Genomic DNA, 19574 nt, shown 5'->3' with positions numbered 1-19574 from the left:
GCTCACGCCCGTACCTCCTCGGCCAGCGTCAACGCCTGACGGGCCATCTCCGCCGTCGCGTCCACGTCCGTCATCATCAGCGGCACCGCCCGGCAGCGGACACCGGCCGCCTCGACCTCCTCCACCGCACCGGCGTCCACCGTGTCGACGAGCCACCCGTCCAGCAGCCCGGAGCCGTAGTGCTGGGCCACCGCCGCGGCCGTCGACTCGACGCCCACCGCGGCGAGCACCTTGTCCGCCATACCGCGCACGGGGGCGTCCCCGACGATGGGGGAGAGGCCGACGACCGGCACCCCGGCCTCGGCGATGGCCTCGCGGATGCCAGGCACCGCGAGGATCGTGCCGATGGACACGACCGGGTTGGACGGCGGAAAGACGATGACGTCGGCGGAGCCGATGGCCTCCAGCACCCCCGGCGCGGGCTTGGCCTGCTCCGCCCCCACGGGCACGATCGCCTGCGCCGGCACCGAGGCGCGAAGCTTCACCCAGTACTCCTGGAAGTGGACGGCCTTGCTCTCGCCGTCCGTCTCGACGGCGACATGCGTCTCGATCCGGTCGTCGGACATCGGCAGCAGCCGCACGCCCGGCTGCCAACGGGCGCAGAGCGCCTCGGTGACCGCGCTGAGGGGATAGCCCGCACCGAGCATCTGCGTACGGACGATGTGGGTCGCGAAGTCACGGTCACCGAGCCCGAACCACTCGGGGCCCACTCCGTACGCCGCGAGCTCCTCCTTGACCTGGAAGGTCTCGTCGGCCCGTCCCCAGCCCTGCTCCTCGTTGATGCCACCGCCGAGGGTGTACATCACGGTGTCGAGGTCGGGGCAGACCTTCAGCCCGAACAGATGGATGTCATCACCCGTGTTGCCGATCACCGTGATGTCCGCGTCGGGCGCGGCCTGCTTGAGGCCGCGCAGAAAGCGGGCACCGCCGATACCACCGGCCAGAACAACAATGCGCATGCACAGCAGTTTGTCAGGCGGGTACGACATCCACGCCCGTCGGGGCGGATTGCGACGCGTGCATCGGCATCTCGGTCAGGCCCGGGTAGTAGACGTGCAGACTCACGGCCGGTTCGAGCGAGTCGTTGACCACTTCGTGGACGTAACCCGGGGCGAAGGCGCGCTGCGCACCCGCACCGAGCGTCCGGGTCCCCCGCTCGGTGCGCTCGGTCAACTCCCCTTCCAGGACCGTCAGCACGCCGGCGGAGCGGCCGTGGTCGTGACGCCCGCTGCCCTGCCCGGGTACCCAGCTCAGCAGCCACACCTCATAGCCCGGGCCCGTGCGCAGACGGTGGTACCAGCGGGAGGTGGAGTCGTACTCGACGAGTCCGGCCCACTGTGCGTGGTCGGCCGCGATGGAGCGCGCGAGGCCGACGAACTCGGAGAGGGTGGAGGGGTGCTCGCGGGCGGGCTGGAGGAGGTGCTGGACCTCAAGAATGTCGCCGGCGATCTGAAGGTCGCTGTCACTGTTCATGGCTGCGGTGGTTCCTCGGCATGGGGGGTGCACGTGCAGGGAGTCACGATGAGCTGAGCAAAGAGGGGTCGAGCGGCCAGAGGGGCCGATCGGGAAACCGGAGAAGGCTGAATCAGAGCTGGAGCGCTACGGCATCAACAGCTGTGACAGCTGGAACAGCAACAGCGGGCCTGGACAGCGCTGCGGAACCCACGGACGTGGGTCGTGTGCATGGCTGTGGTCGCTGGCATGGGGTCAAGGAGAACGGCTCCCCCCGCCCGCTGTCAACCCAATGACCGATTTGGGTGCATTGTTTCACCCCTTCCGGTCGGCGGTTCCGGAGAAAGGTTTATGCACTCGCGGGCGGGGACATGTGGCGCACCATCCGGGCCTCCAAACGTGGCTGACGCTCCGTGACCTGAATGTGATCCTGGTCGCTTCAGTGATCGAATCGCAACATGAAGAGACTTCCGTTCGTCTTGATCAAGAGAGAGTGCGCGGGAGCGGGGCCGGTGGCATATGTCAGATTTTTGGCGATTTGAACACTTTCTGTATACGCTTGGTTCCGCAGAGTGAATCCCTGGGCCAATAGCAGATCCTCGCTTGACTGTCCCAGAGCTACACACTTGTAATTTCACTCGTGTCGTTCAGCCGCAAAAGGCTGCATCACGGGACGCAAGAGACAGACGAGGGGCGCACATGACCGAGCTGTTCCAGCAACTGCTGGTCGAGGACGCGGACGAGGAACTCGGCTGGCAGGAGCGCGCACTGTGCGCCCAGACCGATCCCGAGTCCTTCTTTCCCGAAAAGGGCGGTTCCACCCGCGAGGCCAAGAAGGTCTGCCTCGCCTGCGAGGTGCGCTCGGAGTGCCTGGAGTACGCCCTCGCCAACGACGAGCGCTTCGGTATCTGGGGCGGACTCTCCGAGCGGGAGCGGCGGCGCCTCAAGAAGGCCGCGATCTAGGACGGACGACGGTTCCAGGACGGACGACGGTTTCCGGGACGAGACGATGGCCCTGGGACGGACGGCGGTTCTGGGACGGACGATGGTTCTGGGGCGGACGACGGTTCATGGAACGGACGGCGCTCCGGGGCTGCATCCCGGGCGAGCGCCCCACTCACTCCCGTACTCCACGCCCTCTGTGCTTACGCACCGCCGTACGCCGGACCTCCGGCCGATGCAGCCCCTCCCGCCGGCCACCGGCTCTCCGTAGCCCCCGGACTCCGGACCACAGCCCCCCGAACGGCAAACCGCGACGGCCCGTCGTCCGCCCCTCCCCGGAGGGCCCGGGCGCCGGGCCGTCCGCATGTCCACCGCATGCCCATCGCCCGTCCGCGCCCGGCCCTTCACCCGCTCGGGGACCCCGCCACGTATCCGTACCGTTAGTGTGGGGCCCCGTCCGAGACGCACCAACGCCCCGCCGGGGCGCGCGTGTACACCGATGCAGCCCCGGGGACATGCCCCCGGACCCGGCCGGAGGGCCCGTACCTCGATGTCCGTGCACAGCCACTCGGCGGCGCCGAACGCGGCCGCCGCCGCCCCAGAGTTCCCCCGGCACGTCGTCACCGCCGTGCTCGTCTCCCACGACGGCGCGCGCTGGCTGCCCGACGTGCTGGCCGGGCTGCTCGGGCAGGAACGCCCCGTACAGAACATCGTCGCCGCCGACACCGGCAGCGCCGACGACTCCGCCCGGCTGGTCACCGAGGCGCTCGGTGACGACCGCGTCCTGCACCTCGCACGCCGTACGAGCTTCGGCACCGCCGTCGACGAGGCGGCCCGCACGGCCGGGGTCCTGACCCCGGACGACCTCCCCTACCTCAAGCGCCCCAGCGGCTGGGACCCGGTCAGCCGGACCTGGGTCGACGAGAACTACGACCTGCCCGAGCTGCCGCACGGCGAACCGGTCCAGTGGCTCTGGCTGCTGCACGACGACTGTGCGCCCGAGCCGGACGCGCTCGCCGAGATGCTGCGCGTCGTGGACACCGACCGGCACGCCACGATCGTCGGGCCCAAGCTGCGCGGCTGGTACGACCGCAAGCAGCTCCTCGAAGTCGGCGTCTCCATCGCCAACAGCGGCCGCCGCTGGACGGGCCTGGACCGCCGTGAGCAGGACCAGGGCCAGCACGACCAGGTCCGTACCGTCCTGTCCGTCTCCTCCGCGGGCATGCTCATCCGCCGCGACGTCTACGAGGAGCTCGGCGGCTTCGACCGCAGGCTCCCTTTGATGCGCGACGACGTCGACCTGTGCTGGCGCGCCCACCTCGCCGGGCACCGGGTCCTCGTCGCCCCGGACGCCGTCCTGCGGCACGCCGAGGCCTCCGCCCGCGAGCGCCGCCCCATCGACTGCGCGGGCCGCTCGGTCGCCAGCCCGCACCGCGTCGACAAGGCGGGCGCCGCCTACACGATGCTCGTCAACGCACGCGGCAAGGCCCTGCCCTGGGTGCTGCTCCGGCTCGTCGTCGGCACCCTGCTCCGCACCGTCGCCTACCTCGTCGGCAAGGTGCCGGGACAGGCCCTCGACGAGGTCACCGGCCTGCTGGGCACCCTGCTGCGCCCCGGCCGCATCCTCGCCGCCCGCCGCGACCGCGGAAAGGGCGTCGTCGACGCGGCCGAACTGCGCGCCCTGTTCCCGCCGCCCGGCGCCACCGTCCGGGCCACCGTCGACCAGGTCGCGGGCAACTTCGGCGGCCGTGCGGAAGCCGACTCGGGCGGTTCGCGGCACGGGGCCGTCGAGTCCGGGCCCGGCGGCGACGACGCCGACTTCCTCGAAGTCGATCAGTTCGCCCGGCTCAAGCGCATCGGCCGCAAACCCGGGCCGATCCTCTTCGCGCTGCTGCTCGTAGTCTCGCTCATCGCCTGCCGCAACCTGCTCAGCGGCGGCGCGCTGGCCGGTGGCGCGCTGCTGCCCGTCCCCGCCGACGCCGACGAGCTCTGGGGACGGTACGCGGACGCCTGGCACGCCGTCGGGACGGGCGGCACCCAGACCGCCCCGCCCTACCTCGCGCTGCTCGCCGCCCTGTCGGTCCTCTTCCTCGGCTCCACCGGCCTCGCCGTGAGCGTGCTGCTGGTCTGCTCGATCCCGCTGGCCGGGCTCACCGCGTACTTCGCCTCCCGGCCGCTGCTGCCCTCGCGGCTGCTGCGGGCCTGGGCGAGCGTCGCGTACGCCTTCCTGCCCGCCGCGACCGGAGCCCTGGCCACCGGCCGCATCGGCACCGCCGTCCTCCTCGTCCTGCTTCCGCTGATCGCCCGCGCGGGCGTCGCCGCCCACGGGCTGCGTGCCGACAGGGAGGCGGGGGAGCGCGGCAGCTGGCGTGCCACCTGGGCGTACACGCTGCTCCTCACCTTCACGATGGCGTTCACGCCGGTCGTCTGGCCGCTCGCCGTGGTCCTCGGCCTCGGTGTGCTGGTGCTGCGGCGCGGCGACATCATGGCGTACGGACTCCGCTTCGTCGCCGCCGTCGGCACGCCGGTGCTGATCCTCGCCCCCTGGTCGCTCACCCTCCTGACGAACCCGTCCGCCCTCCTCACGGAGGCGGGCATGGACCTCGGTACGGGGTCGGCCTCGGGCCTCGACCTGCTCGGCATCAGCCCCGGCGGCCCGGGTGCGGCGGGCGGCGCCCTGCTCCTCGGCATCGTGCTGGCGGCCCTCGCCGCGCTGCTGCGCGGGGAGCGGCAGCTCGCCGTCCGGACCGCCTGGGCGGTCGCGCTCGTCGGCCTGCTCTTCGCGGCCCTCACCAACGGAACGACCTGGGCCGGGCCCGCAACCCTCGTCTACGGCACCGCCCTGATCGCCGCCGCCCTGGTGGGCGCGGACGGGGCCCGCATCCGGGTCGCCGAGCAGAGCTTCGGCTGGCGCCAGCCCGTCGCCGCGCTGATCGCCCTGGCCGCCGGGCTGGCCCCGGTCCTGGCCGCGTTCGGCTGGATGATCGGCGGTGCGGACGGCCCGCTGGAGCGGCGCGACCCCGTCCAGGTGCCCGCGTTCGTGGCCGAGGAGAGCGGCACCCGCGACCAGCCGCGCACCCTCGTCCTCGGCGGCACCTCGCCCGACTCCGTCGCGTACAGCCTGGTCCGCGGATCGGGCGCCCGGCTCGGCGACGGAGAACTGACCGAGGCGGGCGGGGCCAGCAGCCACCTCGACAAGGTCGTCGCCAACCTCGTCGCGGGCTCCGGCGCCGACCAGGGCGACCAGCTCAGCGGCTTCGCGATCCGCTACGTCCTCGTACGGGACGGGGCACCGCGCCAGATGAGCCGGGTCCTCGACGCGACCCCCGGCCTCAGCCGCCTCAGCCAGCTCGACGGCAGCGCCCTGTGGCGGGTGGACCGCCAGGTCGCCCGCGTCATGATCGCCCCGGCGTCCGGCGAGGGTGAGCACCTCCCCGTCGGCTCCGGGCCCGTCGAGGCCCACTCCGAGATCCCGTCCGGCGAAGCGGGCCGCGTCCTGCGGATCGCCGACACCGCCGACCCGGGCTGGCAGGCCACCCTGGACGGCAAGCCCCTGACCCGCAAGACCGTCGACGGCTGGGCCCAGGGATTCGAACTCCCCGCCGACGGTGGCCGCCTGGACCTCACCTACGACGCCCCGATCACGCACACCGCCTGGATCTGGGCGCAGGCCGCACTCGCCGTCGTCCTCGTGGTCATGGCCCTGCCGGGCCGCCGCCGGGAGATCGACGACGACCTGCCCGAGGAGGCGCTGGCCGTCGCCGCCGAGCCGGTCGACGGCGAGGGGCGCCGTGCCCGCAGGCTGCGCGCCGCGGCCCAGGCCGAGGCAGCGGCCGCGGCGGAGGAGTCCCGGGCGTTCGGGGAGCCCGGAGGACCCGGGGAGCCCGGAGGGTCCGGAGGGTCCCGGGAGTCCGGGCAGAACTACCGGGCGGACGGCACGACGGACGCGGCAGCGCAAGGAGACCCGGGGGAGTACATCCCCGCGCAGCAGACCGCCGACCCGTACGCCGCGAGCCCCACGGCGCACGCTCCGGCGCACGACCCGCAAGAGGCCACCAGCGGTTACGCGGAAGTTCCGCACCAGCAGTACGGGGAATGGGACGGCCGGCAGCCCCAGGGCGCCGACTACTACGCGACGTACCAACAGGACCCGTACGCCCAGCACCAGCAGTACCAACAGCAGGACACGGACTACCGGAGCGGCTACGGCGATCAGAGCGGCTACGGCGGCGCCCAGGGCCCGTACGCACAGCAGTACAACGACCAGGGCAGCGGCGGCGCCGCGTACGACGAGTACGGCCAGTACACCGGCCAGCATTACCCGCCACAGCCGCACCACCCGTACCAGCACCCCACCGGGAACGGCGAACAGGCCGAACAACCCGGCCCCCCGGCCCCGGGTCAGGCCCCGTGGCCGTCCGGTAACGCATCGCGAGGCGAGTCCGAGTGAAGTCCACCCACCTGTCCCTGATCGCCGGTGCCGTCGCCCTGGCCGCCATCACCGGTTTCGCCACGGTCACCGCGCCCGACGGCCCGGCGGCCCCGGAGGCGAAGGCCGCCGCGCTGCTCCCGGTCGAGCGCTCCAGCCTGGTCTGCCCGGCGCCGAGCAGCTCCGAGCTCGCGGAGACGCAGTACACCGCGTTCACCCCGGCGGGTGAGGGCGGCGACGCCAAGGCCACCGCCGAACTGAAGCCGGCACTGCCGACTGTCGACGAGGACGACGAGGACGAGACCGACCCGGAGAAGGCCGAGAAGGCCGAGGAAGCGGCGGAGAAGGCAAGGAAGAAGGCCGAGAAGCCGGTCCTCGCTGTGAAGGAGCCCGGAAAGCCGGTCGTCGTCGAGGCGGACGGCTCCGACGCCCCGGCCCTCGTCGGCACGGCCACCGGCCGGCTCGCCCCCGGTTGGACCGCCCAGCAGACCACCCAGGTCACCGCGGGCGGGGCGCGGGGCCTGCTCGGGGTCACCTGCACCGCCCCCGGCACGGACTTCTGGTTCCCGGGCGCGAGCACCGCGAAGTCCCGCCAGGACTACGTGCACCTCACCAACCCCGACGACGCCGCCGCCGTGGCGGACATCGAGCTGTACGGCCCCAAGGGCGCGCTCAAGTCCGACGTGGGCGACGGCGTCACCGTGCCCGCCCGCTCCAGCGTCGCGCTCCTGCTGTCCACCCTCACCGACGAAGCGGTCGACGAGCTGACCGCGCACGTCACCACCCGCTCCGGACGGATCGGCGCGGTCGTCCTGAGCGCCGACGACACCTCCGGCAGCGACTGGATCACCGCGTCCGACGACCCGTCCGGCACGCTCGTGATGCCGGGGATTCCGGCCGACGCCACCTCCGTACAGCTGGTGGCGTTCGCACCCGGCGAGGACGACGCGGACGTGAAGGTCCAGCTCATGGGGAAGAACGCGACGTTCTCCCCGGCCGGGAACGCCACCCTCCACATCAAGTCCGGCATGACCGCGACCGCCGACCTCAAGGACGTCACCCGCGACGAACCGGGCTCCCTGCGCCTCACCCCCGTGGAGAAGAACCGCGCGACGCCGATCGTGGCCGCGCTACGAGTGGTCCGAGGCAGCGGCGACGAGCAGGAGGTCGCCTACATCCCGGCCACCGGACCGGTCGGCGCCCGTTCGAGCGTCGCGGACAACCGGGCCAAGGGCTCGACACTGTCCCTGACCGCCCCGGGCGCCACGGCGAAGGTGAAGGTCACCGCGTCGGCGGGCAGCGGCGGCGGCGAACCGTCCGTCGAGACGTACACGGTCAAGAGCGGCACGACCCTCGCCGTCACCCCGAAGGCCCCCGAAGGGCTCAAGGGCACGTACGCGCTGACGGTCGAGACGACCTCGGGCGGCCCGGTGCACGCGTCGCGCTCCCTGGCACTCACGGAGGGCGGCGTCCAGATGTTCACGGTGCAGACGCTCCCCGACGACGGAGGGACGGTCGCGGTCCCGTCGGCCAGGCAGGACTTGTCGGTCCTGGACGACTGAACCGAGCGGACGGCGGGACAGGGACAGAGGTTCGGACCGGGCCGGGGCCCGACGGGGCAGCCGGAACGGGCCTCGGACCGGAGGAGTCCGGCTTCCCTGCCCGTACCGGGCACCGGGCGGGACGGGTCCTGCCGTGGTGGCGGGGCCGGGTGGGACGAGTCCTGCCCTCGTCGTACGGGGGTGGGGTGGGGCTAGTCCTGCCCGTACCGGGGGTCGACCGACTCGGGTGCGAGCCCCAGCAGCTCGGCGACCTGCTCGACGACGACCTCGTGCACGAGCAGGGCGCGCTCCTCGCGGCTCTTGGTGCGGATCTCGACGGGCCGCCGGTAGACGACGATCTGCGCGGGCCGCTCCTTGCCCGCCGGGACGGCACTGCCGAGCGGAACGGTCTCCTCCGGCGTACCGGGCACTTCGAGGACGACGAAGTCGACCTCGGCCAGCTGGGGCCAGCGCCGTTCGAGCCGCTCCACGGAGTCCTGGACCAGATCGCGGAAGGTCTCCCCCCGGCTGGCCGACAACGGCACCTGCGGCGGTGCGACCGGCCCGCGCATACCGCGGCCGTGCCGGTCACGGCGTCGGGGCCGGGGCTCGAACGGGTGGGGAGGTACGGGACTGTCCATCACCGACGCAGCGTAACGCTCCGGGGAGTGTCTCGATCACGGAGACAGCACGCATAGGGAGTCATCTTCGGGTCTGGCTTCGGCCCCCGGGGCCTGGCTTCCAGCCTCGGCTTCGGGCTCCCCTTCCTGGCCCCGCTTCCAGTCCGTCTCCCGGCCCCGGCTCCGGGCCTGGCTGTCGGCCCGGCTGCGGGCTCCCTTTCCCGGCCCCTTAGCCGGGCCCGCTCCGGGCCCGCTCCCGGCCCGTCTCCCGGGCCCGCTCCGGATGTCCACAGTTGAACATTCCGGCCAAGGTTGAGCCCCTTTCAGGCCCGTAATCCGATCCTTGACGACTCGCCCGACGCGGGGATCGGCCCCCGTCCGCGGCCGGCCGGGCGGCCCCACGATCGCCGTGCTCGCGCAGCGGCGCAGGTCAGGGTAGCCGCTCGGAGTGCGACTGTGCCGCAGGTCACAGGGCGACACGGTGGGGTGACGTGAGGGAGAGTCGTCGCAGCCCGCTCAAGAGTGCGGTACCGTCCAACATCGTGAGCCCTGTACGTCGCTGTTCGCGCACTGCGTGCGGCCGCCCTGCCGTCGCGACACTGACGTACGTCTATGCCGACTCGACTGCGGTCCTCGGCCCGCTCGCCACCTACGCCGAGCCCCACTGCTATGACCTCTGCGCCGAACACAGTGAGCGGCTGACCGCGCCACGGGGCTGGGAAGTGGTGCGGCTCTCCGACGGCTCCGCACCGACGCACCCCAGCGGCGACGACCTCGAAGCACTGGCCAACGCGGTCCGGGAAGCGGCGCGTCCGCACGACCGCGGGCCGGACGGCGGGGGCCGGGGCCCTCGTTCCGCGGACCCGGTGGAGGTGGCCCGCCGAGGCCACCTGAGGGTGCTGCGCTCACCTGATTCCTGAGGCTGAGGGGGGGTCGTTCCCTGAGGCCGGCAGGGGCTGCCCTTGAGGCCGACAGTTGAGACATCACCCGGCCGGGTAGTTTGGGCGGTCCGTAAAGACCCCCAGGAGGACCGGCCGTGGTTGCTGATCTGTCGCAGCTCGTGAAGGCGTACGACGTGCGCGGAGTGGTGCCCGACCAGTGGGACGAATCACTGGCCGAACTCTTCGGGGCCGCGTTCGTCCAGGTCACGGACGCCGAGGCGATCGTGATCGGCCACGACATGCGCCCGACCTCACCCACCCTGGCGGGGGCGTTCGCCCGGGGTGCGGCGGCCCGGGGCGCGGACGTCACACTCATCGGGCTCTGCTCGACGGACCAGCTGTATTACGCCTCGGGCGCGCTGGACCTGCCCGGGGCGATGTTTACGGCCTCGCACAACCCGGCGCAGTACAACGGCATCAAGATGTGCCGGGCCGGTGCCGCACCGGTCGGCCAGGACACGGGCCTGGCCGAGATCCGCACACTGGTCGAACAGTGGTCGGAAGGCGCACCGCAGCCCGCCCCCTCCACCGCCCCCGGCACGATCACGGAACGTGACACGCTCACCGACTACGCGGCGCACCTCCTCGGCCTGGTCGACCTGACGGCGATCCGCCCCCTGAAGGTCGTGGTGGACGCGGGCAACGGCATGGGCGGCCACACAGTCCCCACGGTCCTCAAGGGCCTCCCGCTCGACATCGTACCCATGTACTTCGAGCTGGACGGCACCTTCCCGAACCACGAGGCCAACCCCCTAGACCCGAAGAACATCGTCGACCTCCAGGCCCGTGTCCTCGCCGAGGGGGCCGACCTCGGCCTCGCCTTCGACGGCGACGCGGACCGCTGCTTCGTGGTCGACGAGCGGGGCGCGGGCGTCTCGCCGTCCGCGATCACGGCCCTGGTAGCCGCCCGCGAACTGGCCCGCAACGGCGGCGAGGGCATCGTCATCCACAACCTGATCACCTCCTGGTCCGTCCCCGAGGTCGTCCGCGAGAACGGCGGCACCCCGGTCCGCACCCGGGTCGGCCACTCCTTCATCAAGACGGAGATGGCCGAGCACGGCGCCATCTTCGGCGGCGAGCACTCGGCGCACTACTACTTCCGCGACTTCTGGAACGCCGATACGGGCATGCTCGCCGCCCTCCACGTCCTCGCCGCGCTGGGCGGCCAGCGAAAGCCGCTCTCGGAGCTGGTCGCCGAGTACGACCGGTACGCGGGCTCCGGCGAGATCAACTCGACCGTTGCAGACCAGGCCGCAAGTCTCACCGAGGTCAAGAAGACCTACGGCACCCGCGACGACGTCACCTTCGACGACCTGGACGGCCTCACGGTCACGACGCCCGGCTGGTGGTTCAACCTCCGAGCCTCGAACACGGAGCCCCTGCTGCGCCTGAACGTCGAGGCGAGGGACGAGAAGACGATGGCGGCGGTACGCGACGAGGTCCTGAGCCTGATCAGGCGCTAGCTTGACCTCTCCCTCCGGCGGCTTCGGCCGCTGGTTTGCCCCCTCCGGCGATCCTCCGGTTCCCGCCGCGTTGGTAACCCACCCTGTCCGGTGTTGGGCATCCTGGCCCTTCAACCGGGGTGTCCCGTTCAACCGGCGCGTCTCCTTCACCGCTCGTCCGCTTTCCCCAGCTCCTCCGCCCACCTCAGCTTTCCCCTCCCAGCTCCTCAGCCCTCTTCCCCTCCCCCCGGCCTGCCCCAGCCCCTCCACCCCTCGGCCCCCGGCCTACCCCAGCCCCTCCGGCGATTGAGGAGCGGGGTCCGGGGCAGAGCCCCGGTTACGGGAAGGGGCGGGGAGGGGAAAAGCCCGCCGCAGGCGCCCCCACCCGAGGCCCCGCTCCGCCCGGCCCCCGCCCACCGCGCCCCCCACCCCGCCCATCCCCCGTTTCCTCCTCCCAGCCAGGCCGCGCCCCCGCCACCCCAGCGGTAGGCTGACGACGCCTGATCCACGTGGATCGGGACTCGCATGCTCGAAGGGACTCACCCCATGCCGCTCGAAGCCGGCCTCCTGGAGATCCTGGCCTGCCCGGCCTGCCACGCCCCGCTCGACGACCGCTCGTCGGCCGACAGCCCCGAGCTGGTCTGCACCGGTGCGGACTGTGGCCTGGCCTACCCGGTCCGGGACGGCATCCCGGTGCTGCTCGTGGACGAGGCCCGCCGCCCCGCCTGACCGCGAGCGAAGCGGGTACGGGGCACCGACGACGTACAAACGTACGAGAGCCGGTGGCCGTACGCGGGGCAGGGCACGCCCAAGGCGGACCGTTCGCTACGACCGCCCCCGGCGACCAGGTGTGACCGGCACGCCGCAGGCATCGCCACCACGCACCGCCACGAGGCAGAACCACAGCACCACAGCACGGCCACAGGCGCACCCCCTGCCCCCCCCGGCACCCCGCCCCGCACCCGCATCCCGCACCCCACCCGGTGATCGGAGGCCCACCGCCATGCTCGACGAGTCCCTGCTCGACGCCCCGGAAGCCCTCGCCCGAGCCGACCGCCGCGATCTGCTTCGCGGCGCGGCCGAGGCAGGCGCCCGCGTACGTACCGCCGCCCGGCACGCCGCCGAGGCGGGCATCGGTGGCCTGGCCCCGGAGGGCCGGCCCCGAGCCGTCCTCGTCGCAGGCCCCGGAACCGCCGCGTCCGGCGTCGCCGACCTGATCGGCGCACTGGCGGGCGCAGCCGCCCCCGTGACCCGGATGCACCCCACAGGAGTCGCCCCCGCCCCCGGCGCCCTGCGCTGGACCCTGCCCGGCTGGGCCGGGTCCGTGGATCTGCTCCTCATCGCGACCGCCGACGGCTCCGAACCGGGGCTCGCCCTGCTGGCCGAGCAGGCGTACCGCCGCGGCTGCACGGTCGTCGCCGTCGCTCCTACCCGCTCGCCGCTGCGCGAGTCGGTCGACGGAGGGCACGGCCTGGTGGTCCCGATGGCGGCTGCCCCGCACGGGGAGTACGACGCGGAGACCTCGGCCGCGGGCCCCGGCACACTGTGGGCGCTGCTCACCCCGCTCCTGGTCCTCCTGGACCGGGTCGGCCTGGTGACGGCTCCCCCCGAGGAGCTGCAGAAGGTGGCGGACCGCCTCGACCGCACCGCGGAACGCTGTGGCCCGGCCATCGCCACGTACAGCAACCCGGCCAAGACGCTCGCCGCCGAGCTCGCGGACAGTCTGCCCCTGCTGTGGACGGAGGGCGACGCGGCAGGCCCGGTCGGCCGCCGCTTCGCCGCTGTACTCGCCGAGCTGGCGGGCCGTCCCGCCCTCGCCGCGGAACTCCCCGAGGCCCTGCCCTCGCACGGCACGCTGCTGGCCGGGGACTTCGCGGCGGGCGCCGACCCCGACGACTTCTTCCGCGACCGGGTCGAGGAGGGGGAGACGCTGAGAGCCCGAGTGGTTCTCCTCCGGGACCGCCCCGCGGGCGGCCTCAGCGCCTACCCGGCCGCCCGGGAGCTGGCGCTCGGCCACGACACCCCCGTCAGCGAACTGGAACCGGACGCGGGCAGCGACCTGGAGGCCCTCGCCGAACTGCTCGCGATCACCGACTTCGCGGCGGTCTACCTGTCGCTGGCCTCGTCCCCCCAGCCCTGACGCCTCCCCCGAACCACCAACGCACCCCCATCTCCGTGTCTCCATATCTCCACCCCCGAGGACGACTTCATGGACCGGCTGTCCAACACCGTGCGCCCCTACGCCTGGGGGTCCACCACGGCCATCCCCGCCCTGCTGGGCATCGAGCCCACCGGCGAACCGCAGGCCGAGATGTGGATGGGAGCCCACCCCGGAGCGCCCTCGCGGGTCAGCAGGACCGGTCGGGCGAGCAGGTCCGGCCAGGCCGGCACGGCCAGCCGCACCACCGAGCCCGATGACACGGAGCTCGCGCTCACCGAGGTCATCGCAGCCGACCCGGAGGGGGAACTCGGCGCAACCACGGTCGACCGGTTCGGCCCCCGCCTCCCCTTCCTCCTGAAGCTCCTCGCCGCCGGCGCCCCCCTGTCCCTCCAGGTCCACCCGAACCTGGACCAGGCCCGCGAGGGCTACGCCGACGAGGAGGCCCGGGACGTCCCGATCGACGCACCGCACCGCACGTACAAGGACGCCAACCACAAGCCCGAACTGATCTGCGCCCTCACCCCCTTCGACGGACTGTGCGGCTTTCGCAGGCCCGCCGAGGCGGCGGACGCGATGGAGGCGCTGGGAGTCGACTCCCTCAAGCCGTACGTGGATCTCCTCCGCGCCCACCCCGAAGAGGCCGCCCTCCGCGAGGTGCTCACCGCGATCCTCGGCGCGGACCCGGCGGAGATGGCCGAGACCGTCGAGCAGGCGGCAGCCGCCGCCGAACGCCTCGGCGGCGCCCACGCCCCGTACGCCCGCATCGCCCACCACTTCCCCGGCGACCCCGGCGTCCTGGCGGCCATGCTGCTGAATTACGTACAACTCCAGCCCGGCGAAGCCCTGTTCCTCGGTGCAGGGGTCCCCCACGCCTACCTCGACGGCCTCGGCGTCGAGATCATGGCCAACTCGGACAACGTGCTGCGCTGCGGCCTGACTCCCAAGCACATCGACGTCCCCGAACTCCTGCGCATCGTCCGTTTCGAGGCGACCGAACCCGGCGTGCTGCGCCCCGAGGCAGCCCCGTCGGGCGAGGAGTTGTACGAGACCCCCGTCGACGAGTTCGCCCTGTCCCGCTACACCCTCGCGTCCGGGGCGGCCCCCGCCGTACTGACCGCCCCCACCCCGCAGATCCTGCTTTGCACTGCAGGAACCGTCCGGGTCGGCGAGCTGTCGCTGAGCCCGGGGGAGTCGGTCTTCGTACCGGCCGGTGAACCGGTCGAAGCGGCCGGAGCGGGCACGCTCTTCCGAGCCACAGTGGCCGCCTGACCCAGGGTCCGACACCCGCCGTCCGGTCCAACTTCGGCTCGTCGGCTGCAACAATGTGCCGCCTCACCGCGGCGGCGGATGCCGCGCACCGACGAAGGGACGGCACGCACCTATGAGCGCGTCAGGCGGAACCAAGGCGATCGTGGCGGCACTCGTCGCCAACCTCTCGATCGCCGTCGCCAAATTCGTGGCGTTTCTCTTCAGTGGCTCCTCGTCGATGCTCGCGGAGAGCGTCCACTCGCTCGCCGACTCGGGCAACCAGGGACTCCTGCTACTCGGCGGCAAGAAGGCGAAGCGCGAGGCGACACCGCAGCACCCCTTCGGCTACGGGCGCGAGCGCTACATCTACGCATTCCTCGTCTCCATCGTCCTCTTCTCGGTGGGCGGCATGTTCGCGGTGTACGAGGGTTACGAGAAGATCAAGCACCCGCACGCGATCGAGGCCTGGTACTGGCCGGTCGGGGTCCTGGTCTTCGCGATCATCGCCGAGACCTTCTCCTTCCGTATGGCGATCAAGGAGTCCAACGAGACGCGCGGCGATCGCTCCTGGACCGAGTTCGTCCGCCACGCCAAGGCCCCGGAGCTCCCGGTCGTCCTCCTGGAGGACCTCGGCGCCCTCGTCGGTCTGTTCCTGGCGCTCGGCGGCGTCAGTCTCGCCCTGGCCACCGACAACGGGGTCTGGGACGGCATCGGCACCCTGTGCATCGGCATCCTCCTGATCGTCATCGCGATCGTCCTCGCCGCCGAGACGAAGTCCCTCCTGCTCGGCGAGTCCGCGGGAATCGAGGACGTCGAGAAGATCAAGGCGGCCGTGGTCGACGGAGACACCGTCACCGGGATCATCCACATGCGCACCCTCCACCTGGGCCCCGAGGAACTGCTGGTCGCCGCCAAGATCGCGGTCCAGCACGACGACACGGCGACCGAGGTCGCCAACGCGATCAACGCCGCCGAGAACCGCATCCGCGACGCCGTCCCGATCGCCCGCGTCATCTATCTGGAGCCGGACATCTTCGACGCGGAGGCAGCCACAAAGGGAACCAACCCGGCCAAGCCCCCCACCACACCCTCCACCCCCAATACATCCACCGACACAACCCCCGCCCCGGGCACCGGCACAATCCCCGGCACGGACACCGACACGACCTCTGGCACGACCTCTGGCACGACCTCTGGCACCGGCCACCCCCCGAAGGATTCCGGCCACTGACCCACCACACACCAGCCCCGATCGCCCGGTGACCCCTCCCACACGCCCCTCTGCCCAGACGGGCTGGGGCTCACTGGGCCGTTCGGTGTAGATTCGGATACGGATAACAGACGTCGCTGCTGATGGCGGTCGACCGGCTGGCAGGAGCGAGCCGGGCGAGGGACAGAGGGCCTCCGACGGACTGCACTGCGAACGCCCGGGCATTCGTGTGCCCCGCCACCGCAGAGTCAGCCCAGACAAGCCCACCCTCGACCCATCACGAGGAGCAGCCCGTTATGACGACGGCAACCAACAGCCAGGACTTCAAGGTCGCCGATCTCTCCCTCGCCGCATTCGGGCGTAAGGAGATCACTCTCGCCGAGCACGAGATGCCCGGCCTGATGTCGATTCGTAAGGAGTACGCCGCGGCTCAGCCGCTGGCGGGTGCGCGGATCACCGGTTCGCTGCACATGACTGTGCAGACGGCCGTGCTGATCGAGACGCTGGTCGCGCTCGGCGCGGAGGTCCGTTGGGCCTCCTGCAACATCTTCTCCACCCAGGACCACGCCGCCGCGGCCATCGCGGTCGGCCCGAACGGCACTCCGGAAGCCCCCGCGGGCGTCCCGGTCTTCGCGTGGAAGGGCGAGACGCTGGAGGAGTACTGGTGGTGCACGGAGCAGGCGCTGACCTGGCCGAACACCTCCACCGGCGGTCCGAACATGATCCTCGACGACGGCGGTGACGCGACCCTCCTCGTCCACAAGGGTGTCGAGTTCGAGAAGGCGGGCGCCGCCCCGGACCCGTCGACCGCGGACAGTGAGGAGTACGCCCACATCCTCACCCTGCTGAACCGCACCCTTGGCGAGTCCCCGCAGAAGTGGACCCAGCTGGCCTCCGAGATCCGTGGTGTCACGGAGGAGACCACGACGGGTGTGCACCGCCTCTACGAGATGCATCGTGACGGGACCCTCCTGTTCCCCGCGATCAATGTGAATGACGCGGTGACGAAGTCGAAGTTCGACAACAAGTACGGCTGCCGTCACTCGCTGATCGACGGGATCAACCGGGCCACGGATGTTCTGATCGGTGGCAAGACGGCCGTCGTGTTCGGTTACGGCGATGTGGGCAAGGGCTGTGCGGAGTCGCTGCGTGGTCAGGGCGCTCGGGTGATCGTCACGGAGGTCGACCCGATCTGTGCGCTGCAGGCGGCGATGGACGGCTATCAGGTGACCACGCTCGACGAGGTCGTCGAGACGGCGGACATCTTCGTCACCACGACGGGTAACAAGGACATCATCATGGCCAAGGACATGGCCCGGATGAAGCACCAGGCGATCGTCGGCAACATCGGTCACTTCGACAACGAGATCGACATGGCAGGTCTCGCGAAGATCGACGGGATCGTGAAGGACGAGGTCAAGCCGCAGGTCCACACCTGGACGTTCCCCGACGGCAAGGTCCTCATCGTCCTCTCCGAGGGTCGCCTGCTGAACCTGGGCAACGCCACCGGCCACCCCTCCTTCGTCATGTCGAACTCCTTCGCGGATCAGACGCTGGCGCAGATCGAGCTGTTCACGAAGCCCGAGGAGTACCCGACCGACGTGTACGTGCTGCCCAAGCACCTGGACGAGAAGGTCGCCCGTCTCCACCTCGACGCACTCGGCGTCAAGCTGACCACGCTGCGGCCGGAACAGGCGGCGTACATCGGCGTCGAGGTCGAGGGCCCGTACAAGCCCGATCACTACCGCTACTGACGCGCTACTGACCGGCGGTCCGCCCCTCGGTGTGCGGAAGGATCGACCTCCCGCACACCGAGGGGCATCACAGCCCTCGGCAGCAGTCCAGCGGAACCAGCAGAACTAGCAGGTCAAGCAGGTCCAGCAGCGTCCGAGAACAGGCCCCCGCACCCCCGTGTCGGGGGCCTGCTCCCGTTACCGCCACCTACCGCCCCACCGCCCTACCGCTCCCGAACAGCCCGAGGAACCCGAAGGACCCCATGCCCCGCGGCAGGTATTCGCTCCACGACCTTCACGATCACACCCCCCTCGGTGAAGAACACTTCCACTGCGCCCCCGGCCCCTCCGGCTGGCGCTACGTCTCCCAGACCACGTCCCCCTCGGGCGACCACCTCGGCTCCGTCGACCTGGCCCTGGACGAGCTGGGCCGCCCCATCCGTCTCGAACTGCATGCCGCGAGCTGGCAGGTCCGAGGAGCCGCCCTGGAAGGCGTCACCTGGGTCCGGGCCGACCCGACCGGCGCTCACGCCACCGAAGGCAACGTCCGTGCCCACGCCTTCGCCGGCGCATCCCCCGCATTCCTCATCGCCATGACCCGTCTCCTGCGCCTCACCCCCGATTCCCCCACGACCCGCGTCCGCGTGGTCACCTTCACGGACCCGGTCCTCGCGCCCCGGACCGTCGATCAGTCCTGGGCTCTGGTGAACAGTGAAGCGCACGCCACTGACAACGGCCCCCTGACCGTGGACGAATACCAGGTCAGCGCCCTGGACACCGGGGAACAGCACGCGGTTCACATCGCCGGCGATGTGGTCCTCGCCGCCCCCGGCATCGAGCTCGAACACCTGGAGACACCCCCGTCGCCCCGCCCGTCCGGCCCCCCGCCCCGGACCGCACCGGACGCCTCGCCCCCGTACACCCTCTAGCCGGGCGGAGCGAACCCCGCAGAAGGCGAGCCCCCGCCCCCGGCGGCCCCCGCAGCATCCAAGCGCCCCCCAGGCGCGGGAGCTCCGGCACTTCCAGCCGGCAGGGTCGGTCCACCACCCGCAGCAGGCACGAACAGACCGGGCCCTTCCACCCGCCCCGGACCGAACACGCGCCGCGCATCCCGCGCCTGACGCTCATGGACCACCGCAGCCAGGAAGGCGGCCGCCGGAACGCCCTGCGGCGCCGTCGTTCCCGTCCGCGACACCAGCTCACCGGCCAGCCGCTCCGCGATGGAACGGCCCACGCCGGGGTCCAGCTGCTGCATCCGCGTCAAGTACTGCCGTATGGCAAGCCATAGTTCGTCCGGCACGGCGGACAGGTCCAGCTGCGAGAACCGGCCGACCAGCCACGGCGGGGGAGGCGGCACGGCCATGGACCGCCCCGACGCCGTGACCCGCTCCCGGACGACCAGGGTCCCGGCGAACACATCACCGAGCCGACGCCCTCGCGCCGACACCAGGGAGGCGATGGAGGCCACGGCACCGAACGTCATGAGGATCTCGGCGAGCCCCATGGCCCCGCGCACCAGAGCGTGCCGGAACCGGATAGGTCCGCCGTCGTCGCGCACCACGCGCAGCCCGCAGGCCAGCTTCCCGAGCGAGCGGCCGTGGCTCAGCGTCTCGACGGCGACCGGCCCACCGATCAGAACCAGCAGGAACGACGCGACCCCGACCGCTGCGACGGCCGCTTCGTCCAAGGAGGCAGAGGCGATCCCCAAAACGATGGAAATCAGAATGAAAACGGTGAAAGTCACTGACAGATCGATCGCCGCGGCCAGGGCCCGACTCGGCAACCTCGCCGGCCTCAGCCCCAGAACGACCGCGTCCCCGGTCACCAGCTCACTCATCGGGCCCCACCCTTCGCC

General features: G+C 71.7%; 15 protein-coding genes. 11 read left to right on the top strand and 4 right to left on the bottom strand.

Going from position 1 to position 19574, the window contains the following annotated elements; translation table 11 throughout:
- Positions 1 to 2: 2 nt before the first annotated feature.
- The gene (gene cofD, locus RI138_RS11455; RefSeq protein ID WP_311119827.1) at positions 3 to 959 is read right to left on the bottom strand and encodes a 2-phospho-L-lactate transferase; all 957 of its coding nucleotides are present in this window, start codon (positions 957 to 959) and stop codon (positions 3 to 5) included.
- A 13-nt stretch (positions 960 to 972) separates the two neighbouring features.
- Positions 973 to 1473, bottom strand: a complete 501-nt coding sequence (locus RI138_RS11450; RefSeq protein ID WP_311119826.1) for a cysteine dioxygenase — start codon at positions 1471 to 1473, stop codon at positions 973 to 975.
- A gap of 678 nt (positions 1474 to 2151) precedes the next feature.
- Here RI138_RS11450 and RI138_RS11445 point away from each other — a divergent pair.
- The 3 genes from RI138_RS11445 to RI138_RS11435 all read left to right on the top strand — a co-directional run bounded on the left by RI138_RS11445 (position 2152) and on the right by RI138_RS11435 (position 8385).
- Positions 2152 to 2415 carry a WhiB family transcriptional regulator gene (locus tag RI138_RS11445; RefSeq protein ID WP_014046372.1) on the top strand — a complete coding sequence of 88 codons (264 nt, stop codon included), beginning with the start codon at positions 2152 to 2154 and terminating at the stop codon, positions 2413 to 2415.
- A 529-nt stretch (positions 2416 to 2944) separates the two neighbouring features.
- Positions 2945 to 6844, top strand: coding sequence for a glycosyltransferase (locus RI138_RS11440; protein ID WP_311119825.1), 3900 nt, complete (start codon positions 2945 to 2947; stop codon positions 6842 to 6844).
- Positions 6841 to 8385: a DUF5719 family protein gene (locus RI138_RS11435; RefSeq protein WP_311119824.1), complete on the top strand. Its 1545-nt coding sequence runs from the start codon at positions 6841 to 6843 to the stop codon at positions 8383 to 8385. Before RI138_RS11440 ends, RI138_RS11435 begins: the two co-directional genes overlap by 4 nt.
- Positions 8386 to 8576: 191 nt before the next feature.
- On the opposite strand, the gene RI138_RS11430 is transcribed toward RI138_RS11435, so the two are convergent.
- Positions 8577 to 9005: a metallopeptidase family protein gene (locus RI138_RS11430; protein WP_311122856.1), complete on the bottom strand. Its 429-nt coding sequence runs from the start codon at positions 9003 to 9005 to the stop codon at positions 8577 to 8579.
- Positions 9006 to 9475: 470 nt separating this feature from the next.
- On the opposite strand from RI138_RS11430, the gene RI138_RS11425 reads away from it, so the two are divergent.
- The 8 genes from RI138_RS11425 to RI138_RS11390 all read left to right on the top strand — a co-directional run bounded on the left by RI138_RS11425 (position 9476) and on the right by RI138_RS11390 (position 18648).
- Positions 9476 to 9904, top strand: coding sequence for a DUF3499 domain-containing protein (locus tag RI138_RS11425; protein WP_096627069.1), 429 nt, complete (start codon positions 9476 to 9478; stop codon positions 9902 to 9904).
- A gap of 116 nt (positions 9905 to 10020) precedes the next feature.
- On the top strand, positions 10021 to 11388 hold the full coding sequence (locus RI138_RS11420; RefSeq protein ID WP_311119823.1) for a phosphomannomutase/phosphoglucomutase: 1368 nt from the start codon (positions 10021 to 10023) through the stop codon (positions 11386 to 11388).
- 525 nt (positions 11389 to 11913) lie between these two features.
- On the top strand, positions 11914 to 12096 hold the full coding sequence (locus tag RI138_RS11415) for a Trm112 family protein (RefSeq protein ID WP_096627071.1): 183 nt from the start codon (positions 11914 to 11916) through the stop codon (positions 12094 to 12096).
- Positions 12097 to 12370: 274 nt separating this feature from the next.
- Complete coding sequence (locus RI138_RS11410; RefSeq protein WP_311119822.1) at positions 12371 to 13507, top strand: SIS domain-containing protein; 1137 nt, start codon at positions 12371 to 12373, stop codon at positions 13505 to 13507.
- Between the two features lie 69 nt (positions 13508 to 13576).
- The gene (gene manA / locus RI138_RS11405) at positions 13577 to 14797 is read left to right on the top strand and encodes a mannose-6-phosphate isomerase, class I (RefSeq protein WP_311119821.1); all 1221 of its coding nucleotides are present in this window, start codon (positions 13577 to 13579) and stop codon (positions 14795 to 14797) included.
- A 112-nt stretch (positions 14798 to 14909) separates the two neighbouring features.
- Positions 14910 to 16007 (top strand): cation diffusion facilitator family transporter, encoded by a 1098-nt coding sequence (locus RI138_RS11400; RefSeq protein WP_311119820.1) that lies wholly within the window; start codon positions 14910 to 14912, stop codon positions 16005 to 16007.
- Between the two features lie 275 nt (positions 16008 to 16282).
- Complete coding sequence (ahcY, locus tag RI138_RS11395; RefSeq protein WP_311119819.1) at positions 16283 to 17740, top strand: adenosylhomocysteinase; 1458 nt, start codon at positions 16283 to 16285, stop codon at positions 17738 to 17740.
- A gap of 242 nt (positions 17741 to 17982) precedes the next feature.
- Positions 17983 to 18648: a hypothetical protein gene (locus RI138_RS11390; protein ID WP_311119818.1), complete on the top strand. Its 666-nt coding sequence runs from the start codon at positions 17983 to 17985 to the stop codon at positions 18646 to 18648.
- Here RI138_RS11390 and RI138_RS11385 read toward each other — a convergent pair.
- Positions 18645 to 19556: an RDD family protein gene (locus RI138_RS11385; RefSeq protein ID WP_311119817.1), complete on the bottom strand. Its 912-nt coding sequence runs from the start codon at positions 19554 to 19556 to the stop codon at positions 18645 to 18647. The two genes, RI138_RS11390 and RI138_RS11385, sit on opposite strands and share 4 nt — an antisense overlap.
- Positions 19557 to 19574 lie beyond the last annotated feature (18 nt).

It is taken from the genome of Streptomyces durocortorensis, assembly GCF_031760065.1.
Taxonomy (GTDB): domain Bacteria; phylum Actinomycetota; class Actinomycetes; order Streptomycetales; family Streptomycetaceae; genus Streptomyces.
The sequence above is the reverse complement of the archived record's forward strand: the minus strand, read 5'-3'. Positions and strand labels throughout refer to the sequence as shown.